This window comes from Azospirillum sp. TSO35-2 (assembly GCF_003116095.1).
In the GTDB taxonomy this organism is placed as follows: Bacteria; Pseudomonadota; Alphaproteobacteria; order Azospirillales; family Azospirillaceae; genus Azospirillum.
In genome coordinates this window covers 1,119,664-1,135,448 of the sequence record NZ_LGRA01000018.1, presented here as the reverse complement: position 1 = coordinate 1,135,448, position 15,785 = coordinate 1,119,664, and the positions used below count along the sequence as shown (strand labels likewise).

The 15,785-nt window shown below is 70.0% G+C and carries 15 protein-coding genes; 4 read left to right on the top strand and 11 right to left on the bottom strand.

The annotated features are described in order from the left end of the window. Window positions 1-52 precede the first annotated feature (52 nt). Entirely contained in the window at window positions 53-3,409 is a 3,357-nt protein-coding gene (treS, locus tag TSO352_RS16060; RefSeq protein ID WP_109108267.1) for a maltose alpha-D-glucosyltransferase, read from the bottom strand. Between the two features lie 293 nt (window positions 3,410-3,702). Here treS and TSO352_RS16055 point away from each other — a divergent pair, with 293 nt between their 5' ends. Beyond that, window positions 3,703-4,638: a glycosyl transferase gene (locus tag TSO352_RS16055; RefSeq protein WP_109108365.1), complete on the top strand. Its 936-nt coding sequence runs from the start codon at window positions 3,703-3,705 to the stop codon at window positions 4,636-4,638. Here the strand turns inward: TSO352_RS16055 and TSO352_RS16050 are convergent. Continuing rightward, a complete protein-coding gene (locus TSO352_RS16050; RefSeq protein WP_109108266.1) occupies window positions 4,584-6,110 on the bottom strand; it encodes a PLP-dependent aminotransferase family protein in 1,527 nt (508 codons plus the stop codon). The two genes, TSO352_RS16055 and TSO352_RS16050, sit on opposite strands and share 55 nt — an antisense overlap. A 142-nt stretch (window positions 6,111-6,252) precedes the next feature. Between TSO352_RS16050 and TSO352_RS16045 the strand changes: the two genes are divergently transcribed. Beyond that, entirely contained in the window at window positions 6,253-6,909 is a 657-nt protein-coding gene (locus TSO352_RS16045; RefSeq protein ID WP_109108265.1) for a pyridoxamine 5'-phosphate oxidase family protein, read from the top strand. A 122-nt stretch (window positions 6,910-7,031) separates the two neighbouring features. On the opposite strand, the gene TSO352_RS16040 is transcribed toward TSO352_RS16045, so the two are convergent. The 7 genes from TSO352_RS16040 to TSO352_RS16010 form a co-directional block, all read right to left on the bottom strand. Next, window positions 7,032-7,628 (bottom strand): OmpA family protein, encoded by a 597-nt coding sequence (locus tag TSO352_RS16040; protein ID WP_109108264.1) that lies wholly within the window; start codon window positions 7,626-7,628, stop codon window positions 7,032-7,034. A 187-nt stretch (window positions 7,629-7,815) separates the two neighbouring features. Next, window positions 7,816-8,334, bottom strand: a complete 519-nt coding sequence (locus tag TSO352_RS16035) for a gamma carbonic anhydrase family protein (RefSeq protein WP_109108263.1) — start codon at window positions 8,332-8,334, stop codon at window positions 7,816-7,818. A gap of 183 nt (window positions 8,335-8,517) precedes the next feature. Next, window positions 8,518-9,579, bottom strand: a complete 1,062-nt coding sequence (gene argC, locus TSO352_RS16030) for an N-acetyl-gamma-glutamyl-phosphate reductase (protein WP_109108262.1) — start codon at window positions 9,577-9,579, stop codon at window positions 8,518-8,520. A gap of 120 nt (window positions 9,580-9,699) precedes the next feature. Next, complete coding sequence (rpsI, locus tag TSO352_RS16025) at window positions 9,700-10,188, bottom strand: 30S ribosomal protein S9 (RefSeq protein WP_109108261.1); 489 nt, start codon at window positions 10,186-10,188, stop codon at window positions 9,700-9,702. A gap of 2 nt (window positions 10,189-10,190) precedes the next feature. Next, window positions 10,191-10,655 carry a 50S ribosomal protein L13 gene (rplM, locus tag TSO352_RS16020; RefSeq protein WP_109108260.1) on the bottom strand — a complete coding sequence of 155 codons (465 nt, stop codon included), beginning with the start codon at window positions 10,653-10,655 and terminating at the stop codon, window positions 10,191-10,193. A gap of 182 nt (window positions 10,656-10,837) precedes the next feature. Then, window positions 10,838-11,332: a PaaI family thioesterase gene (locus TSO352_RS16015; protein ID WP_247872146.1), complete on the bottom strand. Its 495-nt coding sequence runs from the start codon at window positions 11,330-11,332 to the stop codon at window positions 10,838-10,840. A 74-nt stretch (window positions 11,333-11,406) separates the two neighbouring features. Continuing rightward, window positions 11,407-12,189 (bottom strand): hypothetical protein, encoded by a 783-nt coding sequence (locus TSO352_RS16010; protein ID WP_109108259.1) that lies wholly within the window; start codon window positions 12,187-12,189, stop codon window positions 11,407-11,409. 186 nt (window positions 12,190-12,375) lie between these two features. Between TSO352_RS16010 and TSO352_RS33535 the strand changes: the two genes are divergently transcribed. Both TSO352_RS33535 and TSO352_RS16005 read left to right on the top strand, forming a co-directional pair. Further along, window positions 12,376-12,552 (top strand): hypothetical protein, encoded by a 177-nt coding sequence (locus TSO352_RS33535; RefSeq protein WP_199231611.1) that lies wholly within the window; start codon window positions 12,376-12,378, stop codon window positions 12,550-12,552. 134 nt (window positions 12,553-12,686) lie between these two features. Then, window positions 12,687-13,829, top strand: a complete 1,143-nt coding sequence (locus tag TSO352_RS16005; RefSeq protein ID WP_109108258.1) for a formylglycine-generating enzyme family protein — start codon at window positions 12,687-12,689, stop codon at window positions 13,827-13,829. A gap of 6 nt (window positions 13,830-13,835) precedes the next feature. Here the strand turns inward: TSO352_RS16005 and TSO352_RS16000 are convergent, their stop codons facing one another. Next, on the bottom strand, window positions 13,836-14,612 hold the full coding sequence (locus TSO352_RS16000) for a transporter substrate-binding domain-containing protein (RefSeq protein ID WP_109108257.1): 777 nt from the start codon (window positions 14,610-14,612) through the stop codon (window positions 13,836-13,838). A gap of 195 nt (window positions 14,613-14,807) precedes the next feature. After that, the gene (locus tag TSO352_RS15995) at window positions 14,808-15,707 is read right to left on the bottom strand and encodes a LysR family transcriptional regulator (protein ID WP_109108256.1); all 900 of its coding nucleotides are present in this window, start codon (window positions 15,705-15,707) and stop codon (window positions 14,808-14,810) included. Window positions 15,708-15,785 lie beyond the last annotated feature (78 nt).

Genomic DNA, 15,785 nt, shown 5'->3' with positions numbered 1-15,785 from the left:
GGACAGCCTGCCGTACGTTTCTCCGGACGTGAACATACGCGGAGCCGGTTCGTCACACCAATCCCGCGGATTGGCCGCCTCCTCCCTCTTTCCCGTCGCCCTCTTTCGCATCGTCGAGCAGGCCCAGCACGCCCTTCACCGGGATGCCGATCCAGTTCGGCCGGTTCGACGCCTCGTAACCGATCTCATAGAAAGCCTTTTCCAGCAGGAACAGCGTCAGCAGGCCGCGCGCCGTTTCGGTCTGCGACGGCCATGCGGCGCAGCCCTCGATGGTGGTGCGGTAGCCGTCGAGGAACGACTCGACGCTGCGCCGTTCCCAGTCGCGGGCGGCTGCCAGCGCCGGGCTGTCGTCCTCGGTGGCGTTGTCCAGCCGGAACAGCGCCGCCCAGGCGGCGTAGTTGAAGGAACGCAGCATGCCGGCGACGTCGCGCAGCGGGCTGACCTTGGCGCGGCGTTCGTCCAGCGACTTGACCGGCTCGCCCTCGAAATCGAGGATGTACCAGTCGTTCTGCGCCCGCAGGACCTGTCCCAGGTGATAATCGCCGTGGATGCGGGTCTTGACGCTGTCGACGCTCATCCCCGCCAGCGCGTTCAGGCGCTGCATCGCCTCGTCGCGGCGGGCCAGAAGCCGTTCGGCGTCCGCCCGCACGTCGGCCGGCAGCCGGTCGAGCGTGCCGGGCAGCGCGGCGAAGGCGGCCTCGGCCTGGGCGCGGGCGGCGGCGGTCCAGGCCGCCAGATCGGCGGCCGTCACCGGTTCCGGATCGAAGGCCGGGTTGCCGGTCGTCTGCGCCAGCGCCCGGTGCAGTTCGGCGGTGCGCTGGCCGAGCGTGGTCATCATCACCAGATGCATGCCGAAGGGCTCGCCCGCCTCCGCCGCATCCTCGGTCGAGCCGGCGACGCCCAGGCGGATGTCCTCCAGCGCGCGCTCCAGCTCCTCCACCGTGCTGGCCCAGCCGTCGCCCTGGTTGCGGACGAAGGCCTGGGCGACGGCCAGCGCCGTCGGCGTGCCGTCGTCCGCCACCTGCTCCACCGCGCCCAGCAGGGCCGGGGTGTTGGCGAAGCCGGCCACCTCGGTCAGGAAACGACCCATCTCGACCTCGGGATGCTCGCCCTCGACCAGACGGCGCAGCACCTTCAGCACGATCTGGCTGTCGACCAGCACCGACGTGTTGCTCTGCTCGACGCCCAGACGGCGGACCTCCGGTTCCTCCGACAGCGTGATGGCGGCCAGCGCCTCGGTCGGGGCGAAGCGGATGCTGTCGCCGCCGGAGGCCGCCTGCAGCGTCTCGCCGCGCCGCAGCGCCTCGATCAGCGACAGGGCGAAGCCGTCGGCCTGCACCGCGTCGTACAGGGCGCCGGTCCGCGGGCCGCGCCGCACCTTCGCCAGCGTGTAGGGCAGCAGCGGCCAGCCGGTGCCGCCCGCCCCGCTCTCCCAGCTCATCGCCAGCGGCAGGAAATAGATCTGGTTCGGCGCGTCGCCGTCCAGCCCGACCTGGGTCCGGACCAGCATGAAGCCGTCGCCCGGCCCGTCCAGATGGGCGGCCATGGTGACGTGCGAGTGGGTGATGCGGCGGTCCTTGGCGGAGAACCAGCGCTGCGCCGGCAGGTAATGCTGGAGGATGTCGCGCCCCAGCTCGTCGGCGGCCTTGCCGGTGGTCAGGCTCTTCCAGCCGTCGCGCATGACGATGGTCAGCAGGTCGGGCATCGGTTCCGGCGGCGCCTCGTGCCAGGTCGGCAGCTCGGCCTCGGCGGTCAGCGCGAACCAGTAGAAGCCGTAGGCCGGCAGCGTCAGCAGATAGGGCAGATCGCCGATCGGCGGAAAGACGGTGCGGCCGAGCAGTTCGACCGGGATGCGGCCCTTGAAGCTCCTCAAATCCAGCTCCACCGCCTGGGCGGAGCGCGAGAGGTTGGCGACGCACAGCACCATCTCGGCGCCGCTCTCGGTCTCCAGGCAGCGGATGTAGGCCAGCACCTTGCGGTTGCCGGGGTAGAGCAGCGTGAAGCTGCCGCGGCCGAAGCTCTGGCGCTGCTTGCGCACCGCCACCAGCCGCTTGATCCAGTTGAGGAAGGAGGACGGGTTGCGGCCCTGCGCCTCGACGTTCACCGCCATGAAGCCGTAGATCGGGTCGAGCACCGCCGGCAGGTAGAGCCGCGCCGGGTCGGCGCGCGAGAAGCCGCCGTTGCGATCGATCGACCATTGCATCGGCGTGCGCACGCCGTCGCGGTCGCCCAGGTAGATGTTGTCGCCCATGCCGATCTCGTCGCCGTAATAGACGACGGGGGTGCCGGGCATCGACATCAGCAGGCTGTTCAGCAGCTCGATCTTGCGGCGGTCGTTCTCCAGCAGCGGGGCGAGGCGGCGGCGGATGCCCAGGTTGATCCGCATGCGGCGGTCGGCGGCGTAGAAGTTCCAGAGATAGTCGCGCTCGCTGTCGGTGACCATCTCCAGCGTCAGCTCGTCATGGTTGCGCAGGAAGATGGCCCACTGGCAATCGGCCGGGATGTCCGGGGTCTGGCGCATGATGTCGGCGATCGGGTGCCGGTCCTCCATCGCCACCGCCATGTAGATGCGCGGCATCAGCGGAAAGTGGAAGGACATGTGGCATTCGTCGCCACCCTTCTCCGGGTCGCCGAAATAGGGCAGCACGTCTTCCGGCCATTGGTTCGCCTCGGCCAGCAGCATGCGGTCGGGATACTCCGCGTCCAGCGCGGCGCGGATCGCCTTCAGGACGTCGTGCGTCTCCGGCAGATTCTCGTTGTTGGTGCCCTCGCGCTCCTTCAGGTAGGGGATGGCGTCGAGCCGCAGCCCGTCTACCCCCATGTCCAGCCAGAAGCGCATCACCTTCAGCACCTCTTCCAGGACTTCGGGGTTGTCGAAGTTCAGGTCGGGCTGGTGCGAATAGAAGCGGTGCCAGTAATAGGCGTTGGCGACCGGGTCCCAGGTCCAGTTGGATTTCTCCGTGTCGCAGAAGATGATCCGGGTGCCCTGGTATTTCTGGTCGCTGTCGGACCAGACGTAGTAATCGCGGTGGTTGGAGCCGGGAGGCGCCTCACGGGCGCGCTGGAACCACGGGTGCTGGTCGGAGGTGTGGTTGATCACCAGCTCCGTGATGACGCGCAGGCCGCGGTTGTGGCACTCCTCCAGCAGGCGCCGGAAATCCTCCAGATCGCCGTAGGTCGGGTTGACCGAGGTGTAGTCGGCGATGTCGTAGCCGTCGTCGCGCAACGGCGAGGGGTAGAAGGGCAGCAGCCAGATCGCCGTTACCCCCAGGTCCTGGATGTAGTCCAGCTTCTGGGTCAGGCCGGCGAGATCGCCGATGCCGTCGTTGTCGGCGTCGAAATACGCCTTCACGTGAAGCTGATAGATGACGGCATCCTTGTACCAGAGCCGGTCCTGCCGATCGATCATGGGTCCAGCACTTTCGCAAGCGTTTGATGGAACACGTGTCGCGGGAACACGGGACGGAAACAAGCCAACGGGTCGAAGGTTTCACCCCCAAGGCCGCCAGACAACCCCTGACTTCCGGACAGGCGGGGCCCCGGCGGCCGGCCGTTCCACGCGATGGGGTTGGTCCGATTGGACCATTTCGGGACCGTGCCCGTCCGCAGCTATTCCGGAGTGATGGGCGGATTGACGGGGAGAGGTAATACCGGCAGGGTGGCCGCCCTATCACCATGCGCCTGGGACGCGTCGGACGGATCATGCTTGGCTCCTTCATCGTCGTCACCGGTGGCGACTCCCGCTATTACCCGATGATCCGCGAACTGATCGCGTCGCTGCGCGCGCTGAAGCCGGCGGCCGCCTGCCCGATCGGGGTGATCGACGCCGGGCTGACCGCGGAGCAGCTCGCCGAACTGGCGGCCGAGGAGGGTGTGACGGTGGTGACGCCGCCCTGGCCGGTCAGCATCCCGGCACACCGGCTGCGCAACCGCATCCACCTGAAGGCCAATCTGGCCAAGCTGCATCTGCCGACCTACTTCCCCGGCCATGACACGCTGATCTGGATCGACGCCGACGCCTGGGTGCAGGACTGGGAGGCGGTGGAGTTGCTGCGCCGCGGCGCCGCACTGAACCGCTTCGCCATCGTCGCCCAGTTCGGCCGCTTTTCCGAGACGGAGCTGCGGCTCGACTGGCTGTTCGGCCGCTTCGCGCGGGTGCGGTCCATCCTGTTCAAGAACGCCAGCCGCGCCGGGCTGACCGCGGCGGAATGCCGGGCGCTCGCCACCCGGCCGACGCTGAACGCCGGCGCCTACGCGCTGAAGGCCGACGCCCCGCATTGGGCGGCGTTCCAGCGCTGGCAGACGCGGGTGCTGCGCAAGGGGCGCCTGTTCACCTCCGACCAGTTGGCGATGGCCGGGGCGATCTACCTCGACGGGCTGCCGGTCGAGCTGCTGCCGGAATGGTGCAACTACATCGGCCCCTGGCGTTTCGACCCGGACCGGGCCGAGCTGGTCGAATATTACCTGCCGAACCGGCGGCTCGGCATCGTCCACATGGCCGGCGAGGACGCGATGCGGGCCGACCCGACGGTGCTGCGGCCGGTGCTGGACATGCGGGACGGCACGCACCAGCTCAGCCTGCGCTACCCGGCCTGGGCCGTGGCGGGACCGACGCCGGTGCGAGAGCCGGCGGAGTAAGCCTCCGCCAGCCGCGCGAGATCGCGCACGGCGCGGTCGAGCGCCGCCGGGTCATGCGCGGCAAAGCCCAGCAGCAGGCCGTTGCCGCCCTCTCCAGCGCCGCCATAGCCGGACAGCGCCGGGGTGGTCAGGCCGATGGCGGCGGCACGCTCGGACAGCCCGTGGTCGGGGCAGCGCGGCGGCAGGCGCAGCAGGACGTGCATCCCGGCCTCGCCCGCCGCGGCTTCACCGAAACCGGCGAAGGCGCGGCCGATGGAGTCGAGGATCGCGGCGCGCTTGCCGGCGTAGAGCGCCCGCATCGTCCGCAGGTGCGAGGCGAAATGGCCGTCGGCCAGGAAGCGGTGCAGCGCCGCCTGCGGCACGGTGCTGGTCCCGCCGTCGAAATGCCGCCGCGCCGCCCGCACCGGCGCCACCAGATCGGGCGGCACCACGACGTAGCCCAGCCGCAGCGACGGGAACATCACCTTGCTGAAGCTGCCGACATAGATCACCCGCCCGGCGCCGTCCAACCCCTGCAGCGCCGCCAGCGGCGGGCCGGCGTAGCGGAATTCGCTGTCGTAGTCATCCTCGACGATCCAGGCGTCGCGGGCCGCCGCCCAGTCGAGCAGCCGCAGCCGGCGCGTCAGGCTCATCGTCACCCCCAACGGGAACTGGTGCGACGGGGTGACCAGCGCCAGCCGGGCGTCGGGTCCACGCGCCACCCCGGCGGCGACGTCGATGCCCTCGCCGTCCACCGGCACCGGCACCAGCCGCGCCCCCGCCCCCAGCAGCGCCGCGCGGTTGCCCGGCCAGCCCGGCTCCTCCACCCAGGCCGAATCGCCGGGATCGAGCAGCAGTTGCGCCACCAGCGCCAAGCCCTGCTGCGCGCCGGAGACGATGACGACCTGCTCCGGTTCGCAGCGCACGGCGCGGACCGCGCGCAGGTAGCCGGCGATCTCGGCCCGCAGCGGCGGATGGCCCAGCGGGTCGGCCTCCGCCGCCAGACCGCGCCCGCCCTGGCGCCAGCAGCGCCCCAGCAACTGCGCCCACAGCGCGAAGGGGAAGGCGCCGAGGTCGGGGGTGCCGAGCGCGAAGGGCCGGCCGACGCCGTCGCGCGCCAGGGCGGGCGCCTCCGCCAGCGTCCGGCCGCGCAACGACAGGCCGACGCCGCGCCGCGCCTCCGCCCGCGGTGAGGCGCCGCCCGGCGCCGCATCGGGAAGGGAGGACGCGACGAAGGTGCCGGCACCGACCCGGCCGGTGACGTAGCCCTCCGCCAGCAGCGTGTCGTAGGCGGTGACCACCGTGTTGCGCGACAGCCCCCACTCCGTCGCCAGCGCCCGGCTGGGCGGCAGCCGCTCCCCCGGCCGCAGCCGGCCGTCGAGCACCGCCTGGCGCAGGGCACGGTAGAGCTGCCGGTGCAGCGGTTCGGCGCCGGCGCGATCGAGCGCCAGCGGTCCCAGGCTGGACAACACCGGGCGGGCGGGCCGGGCCATCGCGATCCCTCGGCGGCTGGAGAGTAATTGGTCCCAACGGAATCGACATTCCGGACCTTTCGAAGGAGCCATTCTGCCGGCAAAGCTGGGGCCTCGCAACAGCATCGGCCTTCGCGGGCTTTCCATCGACGGGATCAGGACCATGACCATCGACCACACCGACGCCCCCACCCTGCCCCAGACGCCGCGCACCCGCACGGTGCGGCTGGGCGACCGCGGCAGCCACGACGTCACCCTGATCCACGCCATCATCGACGAGGCGCCGATCTGCCACATCGGCTTCGTCGATGACGGGATCCGGGGCCAGGATGCGCCGTCGCCCATCGTCATCCCGACGATCCCCTGGCGGGTCGGCGACGAGTTGCTGATCCACGGCGCCTCGTCCAGCCGGATGATCCGCCGCTTGCAGGAGGGGGGCGAGGCCTGCATCACCGTCTCGCTGATCGACGGCTGGGTGCTGGCCCGCTCGGCCTTCCACCACTCCGTCAACTACCGCTCGGTCATGCTGTTCGGCCGGCCGCGTCTGGTCGCCGACGAGGCGGAGAAGCGTGCGGCGCTGGACGCGCTGATGGAGAAGATCGAGCCGGGCCGCAGCGCCAAGGTGCGGGCGCCCAACGTCCAGGAGCTGAAGGCGACCAGCGTGCTGGCCTTCCCGATCGCCGAGGCATCGGCCAAGCGGCGCTGCGGCCCGCCGGCCGACGATGCGGAGGACATGGCCCACCCGGTGTGGGCGGGCGTCGTGCCGTTGCGGATCGTCGCCGGCGAACCGGTGCGCGACCCGGCCCAGGCGGAGGGCTGACGCCGCCCCACCGGCACAGCACGCACGAAAAAGGCCGCGACCGGTTTCCCGGTCGCGGCCTTTTTCGTGTGGGCGTCCGGCCGTTCCGAAACCCCCGGAACGGCCCCTGCCCAAACCCGTCCTTAGGACGACGGAGCGTTCAGCAGACGCGGCAGGATCTGCGCGCGACGGTTGGACGGCTCGCGGACGTTCGGGCCGGTCTTGACCAGCAGCTGGCTCTCGCCCTTGCCTTCGGTCGTGATGTTGGCGGCCTGGATGCCCTTGGCGACCAGAGCCTTCTTGACCGCGTCGGCGCGACGGATCGAGAGCTTCTGGTTGTAGGCCGGCGACCCGGACGTGTCGGTGTGGCCGACGACGTTGATCTTGGCGCCACCGTTCTTCAGGATGGCCGACACGGCGTCACCGATCACACGATCGGCGGCCGGGGTGATGGTCGACTTATCCCAGTCGAAGAACACCAGGTATTCGCTCTGGACCGCGGCAACAGCGGCCGGGGCCGGGGCGGCGGCGGCCGGCGGGCACGGGTAGCTGCCCTGATGGATCACGTAACCGCCGTCAGCGGTGCGGGCGGCGACGTTGCCCCAACCGATGACCGGGTTGCACCATTCGGTGCCCTTGCCGACCAGGCTCGCGTCCTGGGCGTTGGCGGCCACCGACAGACCGAAAGCGACGATGGCGGCCGGAACAACCGCCAGGCCCGCGCGAACAAAAGTCTTCATGTCTTCACTCCCTTCCAGAACCCTTCCCCATCAGAGTGCCTGCGGGGGATGAACCTTGCAATCGAAGCATCCGCCCACGTGCAAGCGCGGCAGCGACCTTCCCAACATGTGGTGCGCGGTGATGTTCCGACACCTCAGCCGTTCGGCCGAACCGTACCCGTTCCTGGACCTATGCTCCACTTCCATATCAGTTTTTCCGGTAGGTTTCCGCCAAATCCGCATAGCGGTGGCTGAGAACCGGAAAAACGCCGAGATCACGCTCCGTCAGCTCGCGAACCGGCCGCGCCGGGCTCCCGGCCCACAGGAATCCGGACGTCACCCGCTTTCCGGGAGTCACCAGAGCACCGGCCGCGACCATCGCCCGCGACTCGACATAGGCCCCATCCAGGATGCAGGCCTTCATGCCGATGAAGCAGCCGTCTTCCAGCGTGCAGGCGTGCAGCAACGCCATGTGGCCGACGGTGATGTCGTCGCCGATGTAGGTGCCCTGCCCTTCGGAGGCCACGTGAATCACGGTGCCGTCCTGGATGTTGGTGCGAGCGCCGATTCGGATCTCGTTGACGTCTCCACGCAGGGTGCAGCCGTACCAGATGCTGCTGTTCGCCCCGATCACGACATCACCGATCACCGCCGCCGTTTCCGCGATGAACGCGGTCGGGTCGACGGTGGGCAGTATGCCGTTGAAGGCGCGAAGCAGGCCGGACATCAAGTCGTACCGATAAGTCATGCGTGACGGGCGGGATTGAAGCACCGTAAGGCGGATGGCACCACCCGATTTCGTAGTGACCGGCCAAAGCAGATCCCGATTGGTGCCTCTATGCAACAGTGCGGACAGGGGGCCACAACACCGTCGCGGCCCCATCCCGCCGCATCGACGACGCCTGTCCTCTTACGGGAACAGCGGCGCCTGGTCGATGCCGGTGGTCTCGCCCAGGCCCATCATGACGTTCATGTTCTGGATCGCCTGGCCCGACGCGCCCTTCACCAGATTGTCGATGACCGACACGATGATGGCGCCGCGCGGCGTGCGGTCGGCGACCACCCCCATCAGGCAATGGTTGGAGGCGCGGACGTGCCGCGTCGCCGGAACCACGCCGGCCGGGGTCACGCCGACGAAATACTCGTCGGCGTAGCGGGCGGCCAGCGTCGCCCGCAGGTCGTCGGCGGTGACGCCGTCGGCCATGCGGACGTAGATGGTCGCCATCATGCCGCGGTTCATCGGCACCAGATGCGGGGTGAAGGACACGGTGACCGGACGGCCGGCGGCCAGCCGCAGCTCCTGCTCGATCTCCGGCATGTGGCGGTGGTGGCCGACGCCGTAGGCGTTGAAGCCTTCCGACACCTCGGTGAACAGGTTGGCCTGCTTGGCGTCGCGGCCGGCGCCGGACACGCCGGACTTGGCGTCGATGATGATGCCGCCCGGCTCGATCTGGTTTTCCATCAGCAGCGGCAGCAGCGGCAGCAGCGAACTGGTCGGGTAGCAGCCCGGATTCGCCACCACCCGCGCCTTGCGCACGCCCTGGCGGTTGAACTCGGTCAGGCCGTAGGCGACCTCCTTCTGGAGGCTGACGGCGCGGTGCTCATGGCCGTACCAGGTGGCGTATTCGGCCGGGTCGGTCAGGCGGAAATCGGCCGACAGGTCGACCACCTTCAGCCCGCTCGGCAGGCCGGCGATCACCTCCTGCGTCGTGCCGTGCGGCAGGGCGCAGAAGACGAAGTCGAGCTTGTCCCACGTCAGCTCGTCGATCTTCACGAGGTTCGGCAGGCCATAGCCGCCCAGATGGGGGAACACCTCCGCCATCGGCTTGCCGGCCTGTCGCTCGGCGGTCAGGGCCGTGATCTCGACGTTGGGGTGGCGCAGCAACATGCGCACCAGTTCGGCGCCGGTGTAGCCGGACGCGCCCAGGATGCCGACGCGGATCTTCGAGCCGCTGGTGGTGATCGAGGCCATGGAACCGATGTCCTTCGCTTGACGGGAGGAGCGTGTGAGGGAAAAGCGGGCAAAAAGAAAGGGGCGCCCCGTCCGGGACGCCCCTCGCTTGTACCGTAAAGCCGCGGGCCCGTGTAGGGTTTAGCGCTTCGAGAACTGGAAGCTGCGGCGGGCCTTGGCGCGGCCGTACTTCTTACGCTCGACCGTACGGGCGTCGCGGGTCAGGAAGCCGGCGGCCTTCAACGGCGGGCGCAGGCCTGGCTCGAAGTAGGTCAGCGCCTTGGAGATGCCGTGACGGACGGCACCGGCCTGGCCCGACAGACCACCACCGGCGACGGTGGCGACCACGTCGAACTGGTCGACGCGCTCGGCGATGCCGAACGGCTGGGCGATCATCATGCGCAGCACCGGACGGGCGAAGTAGACCGACTGGTCGCGGCCGTTCACGGTGACCTTGCCGGAACCCGGCTTGATCCACACGCGGGCGACGGCGTCCTTGCGCTTGCCGGTGGCGTAGGCGCGGCCCTGGGCGTCCAGCTTCGGAGCGGCCAGCTCTTCGGTGACGGTCGCGGTCGCGGCGGCGCCCGTCAGATCCTTCAGGCTGGAGAGGGTGGTGGTGACCTGAGCCATGATTACGCGCTCCGCTTATTCTTCGGGTTCATGGCGCCGACGTCGAGGGCGACCGGCTGCTGCGCATCGTGCGGATGCGTGGCGCCCTTGTAGACCTTGAGGTGGGTCATCTGCTGGCGGCCGAGCGGACCGCGCGGAACCATGCGCTCCACGGCCTTCTCGATCACGCGCTCCGGATACTTGCCGTCCAGGATCTGGCCCTTGGAACGGCCCTTGATCCCGCCCGGATAACCGGTGTGCCAGTAGAAGAAGTCGGCATCGCGCTTGTTGCCGGTCAGCTTCACCTTTTCCGCGTTGATCACGACGACATGGTCGCCGCAATCCATGTGCGGGGTGTAGGTCGGCTTGGTCTTGCCGCGCAGGATGTTCGCCAGGATGCTGGCAAGCCGGCCGAGAACGAGGCCGTCGGCGTCGACGACGTACCACTTCTTCTCGATCTCGGTCGGCTTCAGATTGAAGGTCTTCATCGCCACACTCGTTTCTTCGAATACGGATCGGCAGGCCGCCGAATCCGGGGCGCCGAAGCGGACGGCTTTCTACGTTTCGCGCAGCCCCTCTGTCAACCGAAAAATTCCTGTTGTGGAACAAGGGGTTGCAAACGCGGTATCATAATACCAAGACCGCAAACCCATTGATCCACAACGATTTTTCAGGACGCTCCGTCTGTACGGTAGTGGGATACCGCAACGGTAACCGGGTCGTGGGGCGGGATCGAATAGGTGCCGGTGGCGTGGGCGACCGGCTCCGGATCGCCTTCGGAGAAGATCAGGATCTCGCCGTAGGCCAGCCGCTTGCCCAGCTTCAGGACGCGGGCCTCGGCGATGATGGCGACCGGCGGCGGCCGGCGCAGGAAGTTGATGGTCATGCTGGTGGTCACCGCCAGCTCGACCCGGCCGATCAGGCTCAGCACCGCGCCGTAGAGCGCCACATCGGCCAGCCCGAACATCGCCGGTCCGGTCACCGTGCCGCCGGGACGGACGAAATCGTCCTTGTAGGGCAGGCGAAGGCGGATCGTGCCGGCGCCCAGGCTGTCGATGACCACCCCGAAGCTGCCGACCAGGGGAACCCCCTCGCGGATCAGGGCGTCCAACTCGTCCTTGGACATGGCGGGGGTGGCGGCAGGGGTGCGGTCGTCGGTCGACATGGGTCCTCGAACGGTGGGCTGACGGTTGCGTCACCGGACAGTGCGCCAACTCCACCATTCGGGCAAGTATGGAGCTACTCGGCGGGCTTGCCCTCGGCCGGGGCGGCGGCGGGCGCCGCCGGAGCGCTGGCTTCCGGGGCCGGAGCGGGAGTCGGGGCCGGGGCCGCACTCTCCGTCGGCGCGCTCAGGCGGACCGGCCCGCCCCCGGTGGCCGGCGGCGTGGTCGAGGCCGATTCAGCCGGCGGGTCGAGCGGCACCGCCTTGATGTCCGATTTCGGCGCCTCAGGCTTCGGCGGCTCGGATTTCGAGGGCTCGGGCTTCTGCGGTTCCGCTTTGGCCGTCTGCGGCTTGGCCGCCTCCGCCTTGGCGGCCTCGGCCGCGGCCGGGTCGAGCGGCGTGGAATAGTCCGGCACGATGCGCGCCTGGCTGCCGGTGATGACCAGCACCTTCTGGCCGATCGGCAGCGGCGTCGGTTCCTTCTGGGTCAGCGACAGCAGCTCGCCGTTGGATTTGCGGACGATGTATTCCCAGCCGTTGGTGTCGCCGGCGATGTGCTCCATCGCCGTGCCCAGCAGGCTGCCGACGGCGGTGCCGCCGACGGTGCCCAGCGCCGAGTTGATGCCGCCCGTCCCGACCTGCGCGCCGAGGATGCCGCCGGCGGCCCCGCCGCTGACCGCACCGACGGTGCCGTTGGCGCTGATCGCCACCTGGCGGAATCCGACGACCACCGCCGGCTCGACCTTGTTGGCCTGCTGGACGGCGCTGGAGGCGTAGGTGTTGGGGGAATAGTCGGACGTGCAGCCCGCAAGGGCGCCGGCCGCAGCGACGAGCAGGCAGAAGGAAACCGATCGGAACACGGGGGGACCATCCGTAATGAAACCCGTCCCCTGTCTTACGGCAAAGCGACCCGGTCCGTCACCGGGCAAAATCCGGACGGGGCGGGATGGCTGGCTTGCGATGCCGGATTGCGGGGAGGGCCGCGGGCGGGATCATGGCGCCGCCGCGCTGTTGAGGGTGCATCGTCACAACCGGGAGACACCGCGATGAACGACGCGTCCAAGCAGCAGAAGCCGGGGCAGCAGAAGCCGGGACAGGACAAGGCCAGCCGAAGCCCGAAGCCCGGCACCGGCCAGGACCGTGACAAGACCCTGACCGAAAAGTCGGAGGAGGAGGCCGGCGGCGCCAACAGGAACACCCCCGGCCCGATCTACGACGTGTGACCACCGGGAGGGCCGGCCGGGTGCGCGGGGGGTGCTCCCACCAGGACACGGACGCGCGGTTGCGGGGTGGTCGTTGCCGGCCGGTAATGGCGCGGCCGGTCCGCTGAAACCTCCGCATCACGAGAGCCCCCGTCATGAAGCCTGCCCTGCCGCGATCGCTGAGCGTCGTCGTGGCCCTGACCGTCGCGCTCGGCGGGGTGGCGGCGTGGCGGCGGGCGGAGCCGGTCGACCTGACCGGCTGGCGGGCGGCGCGGCTGGCCGTCTTCCAGGCGTGGCAGGAGCAACCGGGCTCGCCCGATCCGGCCGGACACCGCGCTCCCCCCGCCGCGCCGGGGCCCGCCGTTCACCCGGTGTCCGGCCTGCCGCTGCGCGAGACGGTGCGCGAGATCTGGGACCACCCCGACGCGCCGGTGCTGGTGGTCGTGCCGGCCGGCGACTATGTCCAGGGCTCCCCCGACGGCGAGGCCGGGCATTTCCCCGAGGAATCGCCGCAACGCCGGGTGACGGTCCGCCAGCCGCTGGCCGTCGGCAAGTACCCGGTGACCCGCGGCGAGTACGCCCGCTTCATCGAGGACAGCGGCTACACACCGAAGACCGCCTGCTACGGCTATGCCGGGGAAACCGAGCTGCGGAAGCGCTGGCGCTTTTCCTGGCGCCAGCCCGGCTTCGACCAGACCAACCAGGACCCGGCCGTCTGCGTCGGCTGGTACGACGCCCAGGCCTACGTCGCGTGGCTCGGCCGGCGGACCGGCCAGGGCTATCGCTTGCTGTCCGAGGCGGAGTGGGAATACGCCGCCCGCGCCGGCACCCGCTCGGCCCGCTGGTGGGGCGAGGCCGCGGAGGCCGGCTGCGACGCCGCCAACGGCGCCGACCTGACCGCGAAGGACCGCTTCACCGACTGGGAGGTCGCCAACTGCCGCGACAACGCCCTGTTCACCGCCCCCGTCGGGTCGTACCGGCCGAACGGCTTCGGCCTCTACGACATGCTGGGCAACGTCTGGCAGTGGGTGGAGGATTGCGCCGGCGACGGCTACCCGGCCGATGCGGCGGCATCGGCGGCGCCGCGCCTGACCGGCGACTGCACGCGGCGGATGATGCGGGGCGGATCCTGGCACAGCAACCCGCGCTTCGTGCGCTCCGCCGTTCGCCGCGCCGACCGTGCCGACACCGGCTACGCCGCCTACGGCATCCGCGTCGCCCGCGAGCTGTCGAGCGCGACCGGCGGCGCCTCGGCGGGCCGCTCGGCCGCGCTCGGCGCCGTCGGGACGCCTCCTTGACCGGGTTTACTGCATGGCCGCGTCGAGCTTGGCCTTCCACAGGCCGCTGGCCAACGCCTTGGTCATCCACTGGTCGACCGACGCCTTCAGCTCCGGATCCTTGCGCAGCAGATAGGCGTTGTCGAAGTGGGTGAAGGGGGCCGCCACCGGCACGGCGCAGAGGACGCCGGGGTTCAGCTTGGCCTGCATGTCCGCCTCGATCCCGTCGGTGACCATGACGTCGGCCTTGTCCGCGGCGATCTGGGCGAAGATGGTCTTGTTGTCCGGCCACACCTCGATCGGCGCCTTGGTGAAGGTCGCGCGGGCGAACTTCTCGTTGGTGCCGCCGGGGTTGACCACCACGCGGGTGGTCGGCTGGTCGATCCCCTCGACGGTGGTGAACTTCTCCTTGTCGGCGCAGCGCGCGATCGGGCGCTTGCCGTCGCTGACATTCGGGACGGAGAAGTCGCCGACCGCCGCGCGGTCGGGATTGACCGTGATGCCGCCGAGCGCCACGTCGAACTTCTCGGCCTTGAAGTCCTCCATCAGCGTCTTCCAGGTGGTCGGCACGAACTCCACCCGCACCCCCAGCGTGGCGGCGAGGTCCTTGGCCATCTCGATGTCGGCCCCGACCAGCGCGCCGTCGGCGCCCTTGTAGCTGAAGGGCTTGTAGTCGCCGGTGGTGCCGACCCGGATCACCCCGGCCTGCCGGATCGTCTGAAGCACGCCGTCGGCCGCCTGGGCCGCCGGAACCGCGGTGACGGTCGCGGCGATCATCATCGCCGCGGTCAGAAATGCCCTCATCCTGAACCCCCTGTCGTTGAACGCTTCTTGTCGTCGGTGCGGCCGGTGGCCCGGACACCCTCCTTGATCGGAGTGCGCCAGTATGCCGCCGGATTTGGCAAAAGCACGGTCGAAAAAGACCGGGCGCGCGTCGAAACGCGGTGAACGGTTGCGCGGATCGGCCCTTCGGCGAACGCCTGTTCCGGCGGCCCCACGTCAGGCGCGCAGCACGGCCAGCGCCGCCAGCCCCTGCACCGCGTGGTCGAGGAAGGCGCGCACCCGGCCGGGCATCAGCCGCGCCGTCGGCACCACGACATGCACCGGCAGCGGCACCGGTTCGGTGTGGGGCATCAGGCGCACCAGGGTGCCGGCGGCGAGGTCGTCGGCCGCCTGGTAGGACAGCGGACGGGCGATGCCGAGCCCGTCGCGGGCGGCGAGCAGGGCCGGCTCGATGTGGCTGACCGCCAGCCGCGGGGTGACGCGCACCACCCGCTCGCGCCCGTCGACCAGGAAACGCCAGTCCGGCGGACCGGGCCGGGCGGTCGACAGGATCAGGTCGTGTCGGGCCAGATCCTCCGGCATCGCGGGCGTGCCGCGCCGCGCCAGATAGCCGGGGCTGGCGACCAGATAGCGCGCGACCTGCCCGACCCGCCGGGCGACGAGGCCGGAATCGGGCAGCGGGCCGATGCGGATGGCCACGTCCAGCTCCTCCTCGATCAGGTCGAGGTTGCCGTCGGACAGCACCAGTTCGACCCGGATGTCGGCGAAGGCGCGCATGAAGTCGAGGACCAGCGGCGTCACATGCTTGCGCCCGAACATCACCGGCGCGGTGACGCGCAGCCGCCCGCGCAGCGGCTGGTCGGTGCCGGTGGCGGCCAGCGCCTCGTCATAATCGGCCAGCAGCCGGCGCGCCTGCTCGGCCAGTCGCCGGCCGGCGTCGGTGGGGGCGAGGTTGCGGGTCGTCCGCTCGATCAGCCGCAGACCCAGCCGCTCCTCCAGCCCGGACAGGGCGCGGGTGACGGCGGGCGCCGACCGGCGCAGCCGCTTGGCGGCGGCGGCGAGGCTGCCGGCCTCCAGGATTGCGACGAAGATCGCCAGTTCGTCCAGCCGGTCCACAATTCTTCCAGTTTCCGAAAGGGTTCCTTGTGATCAAAGCGCATTCCTGCGTCGGCGCGCAAGTGGTTGGCTGTGGGC

Bases quoted from the DNA above. Each gene is read 5' to 3' on its own strand.
- TSO352_RS16040 (WP_109108264.1), bottom strand. From the start codon at position 7,628: ATGAAGACTTTTGTTCGCGCGGGCCTGGCGGTTGTTCCGGCCGCCATC.
- treS (WP_109108267.1), bottom strand. From the start codon at position 3,409: ATGATCGATCGGCAGGACCGGCTCTGGTACAAGGATGCCGTCATCTAT.
- TSO352_RS33535 (WP_199231611.1), top strand. From the start codon at position 12,376: ATGAACGACGCGTCCAAGCAGCAGAAGCCGGGGCAGCAGAAGCCGGGA.
- TSO352_RS16015 (WP_247872146.1), bottom strand. From the start codon at position 11,332: ATGTCGACCGACGACCGCACCCCTGCCGCCACCCCCGCCATGTCCAAG.
- TSO352_RS16050 (WP_109108266.1), bottom strand. From the start codon at position 6,110: ATGGCCCGGCCCGCCCGCCCGGTGTTGTCCAGCCTGGGACCGCTGGCG.
- TSO352_RS16005 (WP_109108258.1), top strand. From the start codon at position 12,687: ATGAAGCCTGCCCTGCCGCGATCGCTGAGCGTCGTCGTGGCCCTGACC.
- TSO352_RS16000 (WP_109108257.1), bottom strand. From the start codon at position 14,612: ATGAGGGCATTTCTGACCGCGGCGATGATGATCGCCGCGACCGTCACC.
- argC (WP_109108262.1), bottom strand. From the start codon at position 9,579: ATGGCCTCGATCACCACCAGCGGCTCGAAGATCCGCGTCGGCATCCTG.
- TSO352_RS16055 (WP_109108365.1), top strand. From the start codon at position 3,703: ATGCTTGGCTCCTTCATCGTCGTCACCGGTGGCGACTCCCGCTATTAC.
- rpsI (WP_109108261.1), bottom strand. From the start codon at position 10,188: ATGGCTCAGGTCACCACCACCCTCTCCAGCCTGAAGGATCTGACGGGC.
- TSO352_RS16035 (WP_109108263.1), bottom strand. From the start codon at position 8,334: ATGTCCGGCCTGCTTCGCGCCTTCAACGGCATACTGCCCACCGTCGAC.
- rplM (WP_109108260.1), bottom strand. From the start codon at position 10,655: ATGAAGACCTTCAATCTGAAGCCGACCGAGATCGAGAAGAAGTGGTAC.
- TSO352_RS16045 (WP_109108265.1), top strand. From the start codon at position 6,253: ATGACCATCGACCACACCGACGCCCCCACCCTGCCCCAGACGCCGCGC.